General features: G+C 66.4%; 4 protein-coding genes and 1 pseudogene. 1 reads left to right on the plus strand and 4 read right to left on the minus strand.

Annotated elements, in window-relative coordinates; all coding sequences use genetic code 11:
• Window positions 1-282 (plus strand): DUF3052 family protein (locus tag ABNS06_RS12445; RefSeq protein ID WP_348674922.1); only part of this gene is annotated, 282 nt, incomplete at its 5' end.
• Between the two features lie 18 nt (window positions 283-300).
• Here ABNS06_RS12445 and ABNS06_RS12450 read toward each other — a convergent pair.
• The 4 genes and pseudogenes from ABNS06_RS12450 to ABNS06_RS12465 form a co-directional block, all read right to left on the minus strand.
• Window positions 301-837, minus strand: a complete 537-nt coding sequence (locus ABNS06_RS12450) for a hypothetical protein (protein WP_348674923.1) — start codon at window positions 835-837, stop codon at window positions 301-303.
• A 66-nt stretch (window positions 838-903) separates the two neighbouring features.
• The gene (locus tag ABNS06_RS12455) at window positions 904-1,995 is read right to left on the minus strand and encodes a hypothetical protein (RefSeq protein ID WP_348674924.1); all 1,092 of its coding nucleotides are present in this window, start codon (window positions 1,993-1,995) and stop codon (window positions 904-906) included.
• Window positions 1,996-2,085: 90 nt separating this feature from the next.
• Window positions 2,086-3,852, minus strand: a complete 1,767-nt coding sequence (locus tag ABNS06_RS12460; protein WP_348674925.1) for a CocE/NonD family hydrolase — start codon at window positions 3,850-3,852, stop codon at window positions 2,086-2,088.
• A 392-nt stretch (window positions 3,853-4,244) separates the two neighbouring features.
• Window positions 4,245-6,056: pseudogene (locus ABNS06_RS12465) on the minus strand (family 78 glycoside hydrolase catalytic domain); the annotation flags it as partial.

Genomic DNA, 6,056 nt, shown 5'->3' on the forward strand with positions numbered 1-6,056 from the left:
ACCTGGACGGACAGGATCACGGCGGATGTCGACCTCGTGCACCTGTTCATGACGGAGGCCGAGCGGCTCGGCCGCCAGCTGAGCGACTGTCGCCAGCGGCTGCGCCCCGATGCGGTGATCTGGGCCTCGTGGCCGAAGAAGGCGTCAAAGCGGCCCACCGACATCGTCGAAGGCACGATCCGTGAGCTCGCGTTGCCGCTGGGCTATGTCGACGTGAAGGTCTGCGCGGTCTCGGAGATCTGGTCCGGCCTCAAGCTCGTGGTTCGCCGGGAACTGCGCTGAAGCGCCCCGCCCGCCCAGTCACTGGACGAACTGCTCCGCGTCCGGAAGATCACAGCGGCCGACCTCAACGGGACGGTTGGCCTGGTCCACCGACCAGCACTGGTCGTAAATCGAGCAATAGCAGAGCGTGACTTCGGTCGTCGGCGAGCTGGCGTCCGTGAGCAGGCGGATCATGGCCTCGTCTTCCGTCTGAAATGCCTGGATGTCCTGCCCCGCCGACAATGTTCGCCGGCTGATCTGCGACTGCATGTAGTGACGATCCCCCGCCCCCATCGCCGTCAGCACCGCTGACCAATCACGCATCGGCTGGCCGTTCACGGTCATGCGCACGGTCTTGATCAGCGCCGGTCCGGTTCCCCGATTCGACACGAAATAGCCGAATCGGCCGGGTGCGTAGCTCTGCCCCATTTCCAGCCGCGGCCACACCGCGGCGCGCGCATAGGCGCGGTCGACCCAGGCCGAATAGGCGCCGACGAACACGGTGAAGAGACTGACCACCAGCGCGGACAGCGCGATGATCATTTCCGGATTGCGATACCAGGCGGGCTGCGACATGCGTCACCAGGGTCTGTCGATGAATGTCGATTCTAAGCCGGCATCGCCCAACCCCTCCATCGCCGGTCAGGACTGGCACGCCGCGGCCGGCGCGTATTCGCGCCCGTGATCCGAGTAGTACTCACCCTTGCCGTTGTTCTCGAAACGGTTGCCGCACAGCCGGCCCTGCGGCTCGTTCATGATCTTGATGCCGAACTGGGCGTTGGCGGAGACCTCGTTGCCGATCGCGATGTTGTCGATCCCGAATCCCGCCTTGTCGCTGCCGAAGCGAAAGCCCGAACCCGCGTTGCCATAGACCCGATTGCTACGAAACACGTTGCTGTTGCCGGCCGAGTTGAAACCCGCGGAGTTCGCGTCCAGTTGCCCGGTGCAGTGATTCATGTAGATCTGGTTGGCGGTACTGCCCTCCTTGAGATCCACGCATTCATTGCCCCGGGTGGTGATGATGTTGTGGTGAACCCGGTTGCGGGCCGACACATCCGGCCCCGAAGTCGGGTTCTTGCCATCTTCCCACTGCTTGAACGACGTGCCGATGTAGATCGCCTCGCCGTTCTTGCCGGATTTCTCGAATGGGAAGTCGTGCATCCCGCAGTCGCTGATACTGTTGTGGGCGATCTCGCTGTCCGACACCTTGTGACGAAAGCGCAGGCACTCGCCGCCGGCATGCGCGAGGATCATCCGCTCGATACTGATGCCTCGCAGCCCCTCCTCACGCTCACCGTTGTGCACGAACACCAGCTTGTCGCGGATGCTGTCGCGACTCGACGGATCACCGTGCAGGCCGTCGACCACAAAGTCGCGAAGGGTGATGTAGCTGTTGCGAACCTGTACCACGCGACTGTTGCCGCCACCGATGACCGTGGCCGGGATCACCACACTGTGATCGTTCTTGAAATCATCGCCCTTGAGCCCGGCGATGGTGATCGGCCTGGTCAGCAAGCCGTCACGCACCGTGCGGATGTCCTGGGCATAAACACCGGGCAGCAGAAAGACCGTATCGCCCGGCCCGGCACGTTCCAGGGCGTGATTGATCGTGGCCAGGGGCTGGTCGGGCTTGCGGCCCTCGCTGCCATCCGAGCCGTTCGGCGCCACGTAGAAATCCGCGGCGAGCCCGGAACCGCACACCGCGAGCGCCGCGGCGGCCAACATGCGCTTCATCACTGCGTCCTCCTGACGCGTCGGCCCTCCCGTCCTGACACGCTCCATCCATGTGAGCTTACGGGCTCTGACAAGCGCAAACGCGAAACATCACCCGTGACGACGGCGAACAAGCGCCAGGATCCCGCTCATCCAGATCAGTACCGGCAATCCGAGCGCCCCGGCGCCGCCCGCTCCGGACACCGGTTTCTCCTGCACCGGTTCACCGACACCCGTCGCCTGCGCCCAGCTCGCCGCGCAGGGACCCAGCGGCTCCATGTCCGGATTCAGCCGGAGCGACGTTTCGCAGCGAGCCGGAATCAGCGGCAGCAGCAGACTGGATGCGTGCTCGCCCCCGCGGTGAATCCGCACCAGGCCGAGATCACCCAGTGCCAGAGGATCGCTGTCCGAACCGGCGACCGGCAGCAGGTCGAGACGAATGCGATGTCCGGCACGGAAGATCGCCGATGTCGGGAAGAAGTCGATCAGATACTCCACCGGCTCGCCGATCGGCACCGGTTCCGCCATGTCGAAGCCATGCCACGGGCGCACGATGTCGCCATCGCGATTGGTTAGCGACCTGGCAGGGTCGACCTTGCGCAGCGAGGCCCGCAGATAGCCGTCGGTGACCCAGTGGCTGCCGCCGTCGGGATGGACGTCGGTCAGCAGCAACGACCAGTCGATATCGGTGGCCGCGGCCGTGGCGACCAGCCGCAGCGTGATGGGCCCCGACAGCTCCACCGCCTGCTCCAGTTCCGGGGTTGTGTAGGTCAGCGCCGCCGCCTCGTCGACACGAAAATCGGCAATCGTGGCGCCGATGATCCAGCTGTTGGTGCGCAGATCCCCTCGACGATGAACCGCCGACGCCACCGGCGTGACGTCAGCCGCCTCGGCCACCGGCCGCTCCGCCTGCAACAACCCGTCGTTGAGCGACAGCGCGCCGCTGCCGGAACGCCCGCCCAGGTACAGCCGGGTCCAGCGCGTGTCCGGCAAGGGCCAGTCGGCCTCATAACGCACCAGTGCCTCGGCACCACGATACGGTCGCACGCCTCCGACTTCGGTTTGCAGGACCACACGCGGGTCCTGTTCCGCACCGTTGTCGTCGCCAAGGCCGTGATGCACGACAAAGCGATCGACGATCGAGCGCACCGCATCGGCATGCCGGCCGGCGCTGTTGGCGATGACCTCCGCGGTGGTATGCCCGAGACCCAGCACCAACCGTGCATTCGGGGTGCGCTGGAAGGCATCGAACGTGTGGATGATGTCGTAGGGTTCGGTGGCATAAAGCACCGGAACCCGGGTCCGTTCCAGCAGCGGAAACGCGGATCGCTCACGCCACCAGTCGTCCACCGTCGGGCGCAACACGGTCTGCGCCAGCGCATCCGCGATGGCCAGCTGTCGTCGCGCCGGATCCGGTGACAGGGCAGTCCCCAGTCGGAGCCGGTCCAGCTCCGACTGCGCGACACCGGCCTCGGTCTTGGCCGTGTAGACGGTCGCGATGTTGTTGCTGATGCCGCCGCGCTTGAAGCAGCGGTAGGCATCCGCACAGGTGGTGAACAACGCAGCGGCGCGCACAGCGGGATGATCCAGCCCGAAATGGGCGGCGAAGGCTGTACCGGACTGCCCGGTGAGCAGGATGTCACCGGTGGACCAGGCGCCCGCGGCCGCCCAGTCCAGCGCGGCATGCAGATCCCGCTGCGTGCGCGCCCCGGTCATATCGAACAACCCTTCGGAGGCGCCCGTGCCGCGATAACTCACGTGGACCAGCGTGAATCGGTCGATGATGGCCGGGTCGAGAAAATCGCCGTAGTAGTCACTGGGCAGGTAGGTCGGACAACCATTGCCGTGACTGGCATAACTCTCGAACTCGAAGAGCACCGGGCGAGGCCGGTCCGGCGGCAGTGGCTCACCCAGGCGTGCAGCCGGACACCGTCGTCCATCTCCAGGAGATGCTCATCACACAGCCGGTCCTCGACGGCCTGCGCCCACACCGTAGACACCACGGCCAGCCACCCCGCCAGGACGACGACGCCCCGGCGCCGGACCCGGAAACAGCAGGCGGCCAGCAGCACCAGCATCCCTCCGCCAAGCGCCCCACCGCTTCCCTCGCCACCCGTCGAACGTGGAGAAGTCCGGGAGGCAGCGGTCTCCAGCACGTAGTCACCGGACCCCAGCTCGAACAACAGCCGATCACCCGCCATGCCCAGATGGCGGACGCCTTCCGCGCGAGCGGCCGGCACCGGAGCACCCAGACCGCGCTCAACCACCTCCGACGCTGCCCCACCAGGAAACTCGACATGCCCGATCGCGTTCGGCGGCACGGATATCTCCGCGCGCCAGCCCGCATCGGTTCGTGACCAGCGGCTGGCGATCAATCCCCGTGGCGAGGCGTGCCAGGCGGCAACCCGCCGCGGACCGTCACCCGGCAACGCCGGGGCGAACCGAATCTCCGCATAGCCCGGCTCGCTAATCTCCAGACCGGCCAGGTCTTCGATCATCCACTGGCCGATGGACCCGAACATGTGGTGATCCAGCGAGCGGATCGACTCGCCCCAGCTCTCCGACAGCGCCGTGTAACCCAGCGCCAGCCATTCACCCCAACTCGGGTGATCGGTTTGCGTCGCGATCCCCAACGCCACGTCGCCGTGCCCGGCGGCATCCAGCGTGTTCAGCAGGTAGCGCGTGCCGACCGTGCCGGTGTTCAGGTTTCCGCCGCGGGCGTCGACGTCGGCGACCAGCGATGCCACGACGGCGTCGCGCCGTGCCGCCGGGACAAGATCGAACGCGAGTGGCATCACGTTCGCGGTTTGCAGGTAGCGATCATCGCCGACCAGGCCGTAACAACCGCAGGACGGGTCGAAAAACGCCTCATTGAACGCATCGCGGATGCGGGCGTGCAGCGCGGCATAGGTGCTCTCGGCATTCGCGTCACCCAGCAGGCCTGCCATGCGTGAGGCCAGTCGGGCGAACTCGGCGTAGTACGCGGTGGACACCAGCGTGGTCAGATTCGCCGCATCGGCAATGACCAGGTCCAGCGGCGAGGGCAGTGTCGTCGCGGGGGTGACATGATCCCCGAGCCCGGCCTCGATCAGATAGGGGCTGTCCACCGCGGACCACTGGCCGATCCAGTGATCGAGGTACCGCCGGATGGCGTCGACGTTATCCCTCAGGTATCGCAGATCGCCGGTGCGGCGATACAGCTCCCAGGGGATGATGAACAAGGCCGCGTCCCAGGCCGGGGTCGCTCCCCAGGCCGGTTCCCAGCCCTCGCCGGTGTACCCGTAGCCGCCGCCGCTGGGCACGATCACCGGTATTTCGCCGCTGTCGCGCTGGGCGTCGCGGATGTCCCGCAGCCACTTGGCGTAGAACCGCCGCATGTCGAACAGCAGCGATGCGGTGGGCGCGGTGAGCTGGGCATCCCCGGTCCAACCGTTTTTCTCGAAAGTCGGGGTGTCGGTGACGATGCCATGCAGGTTGTTCGGAATTGCCCGGGAGACCAGCGTGTAGATATCGGTGAGCAGCGGATCATCGGTTTCGAAGCCACCGATGCTCGCGACGCCGGACCGCACCCGCTCCACACGCACATCGACCAGCTCTCCCAGGTAGGGCGTTCCCAGCGGACCCGACACCTGGAGGTAGCGAAACCCCTTGTACGAGAATCGAGGCGTCCACCGCTGCTCGTCGCTGCCGTCGGAGACGTAGTAGTCAGTCTGGAGCTGGTCGGCGATGTGCAGGTTGGAGGTCGTGCCCACCAACCCGGTCCGCGACAGCGCCTCGCCATAGGTCATCGACACCGCGACCCCGGCGGGCGCATCCACGGTGACGGTGGCCCAGCCGGTCATCTGCTCGCCCATGTCGTAGATCCGGACGCCGGGTAGCGGTTGGGTGACCGCGATCGGTTCGACCGACTCCAGGCGCTGGATGGACTCGTGCGTCTGCGCCGTCAGGCGACCGCCCGGCGGGTCCACGGGCCGGGCGGCCGCCCAGTCCGATGCATCGAAATCAGCGCGTGACCAGCCGGGTCGACGAAACCGCGCGTCGTAGGTTTCGCCGATGTTGATGTTGTCGTAGCGGGTGGCGCT

It is taken from the genome of uncultured Abyssibacter sp. (genome assembly GCF_964000955.1).
GTDB lineage: Bacteria > Pseudomonadota > Gammaproteobacteria > Nevskiales > OUC007 > Abyssibacter.